Annotated in this window: 1 protein-coding gene; it reads right to left on the bottom strand. The window is 71.2% G+C overall.

The features are described from left to right. Window positions 1–1,100: tail fiber domain-containing protein (locus CG471_RS30935; RefSeq protein WP_373562085.1), on the bottom strand; the 1,100-nt coding region annotated here is incomplete at both ends.

Here is a 1,100-nt window from a genome sequence, read left to right as displayed (position 1 = left end):
CCCCCCCCCCGCCCATCCGCGCCTCGCTCGCACCGCGCCCCGCCTGCGCCACCAGCCCGACATGCCAGCGCGCATCCTCGCCCTTGGCCGCCACCGCATCGACGAAGCGGAACTGGCGCCATTGGACATCGCCCCAGGCGTCCAGCAGCGCCTCGGGCACCGCACCAACATCGCATTTGGCCTGGGCATCCGACGTGTTGATGGTGCCGCTCGCGGCATAGATGACCGACCAGCGCGCTGCGGCCGCGCCGCATGTCCGGCTGTTGTCGGTCGCCGGCACGACATGGCCGGCAAAGCTCGCGTCCAGCGTGGCATTGCTGAAGCCACAGGCCACGCCGACCAGATTATTGCCGCTGTCATAGGCGGTGATCGCGAAATTATTGCTGGAATTGCGCCCGAACAGCCAGCGCCGCACACCACCGGTGTCGAACTCGACATAGGTGGTGTAGCCGCTATTGGCGTCGATCTTCATCGTCCGGTTGGCGCTGCCACCGCCAAAGCTCGCGACGACGACATGGGCATTGGCATAGCGTCGGGCCGCGCTGCCCAGGTCGATCGCGCCATCGCTCGCCGGCACCAGCGCCGCGCCGATCGCCTCGCTCGCCAATGTCGCCATGGAGCCCAGCCCCAGCGCGCTCCGGGCCGCACCCGCGCTGCTCGCTCCGGTGCCGCCATGGCCGATCGCCAGTGTCCCGCCCAGCGTCAGCGTCCCGCTACCGCTCACCGGCCCGCCGTCAAATTCCAGTCCCGTGGTCCCGCCCGACGCCGCCACGGCGGTCACCGTCCCGGCGCCGACATGCGCCCGCACCGCCGCCCCGTCGCCCTGCTCCAGCAGCGCGCGTCCGAACCCGGTGGTCGCAAGGCCGGCGAGCGCGTCCAGCCCCATGCTCGCCTCCTGCTTGCCCGCCAGCGCATCCCTCAGCCCAGCGATCCAGCCGCTATGCAGCACCAGCCCGATCCGCTTTTCGCCCGGCGCGAAACTGACCGTCCCGTCCCCGGCCGAGGACGCCATCGGTTCGCGCACCAGCCGCCCCTCGCCATCCAGCGTGCCGCTGCCCGCCTCCCACGCCGCCGGATCATCCACCCCGACGATCATGTAG

Origin of the sequence: Sphingobium sp. IP1, from assembly GCF_002708645.1 — a bacterium.
GTDB lineage: Bacteria > Pseudomonadota > Alphaproteobacteria > Sphingomonadales > Sphingomonadaceae > Sphingobium > Sphingobium yanoikuyae.
This window is presented reverse-complemented; position numbering and strand designations above follow the sequence as displayed.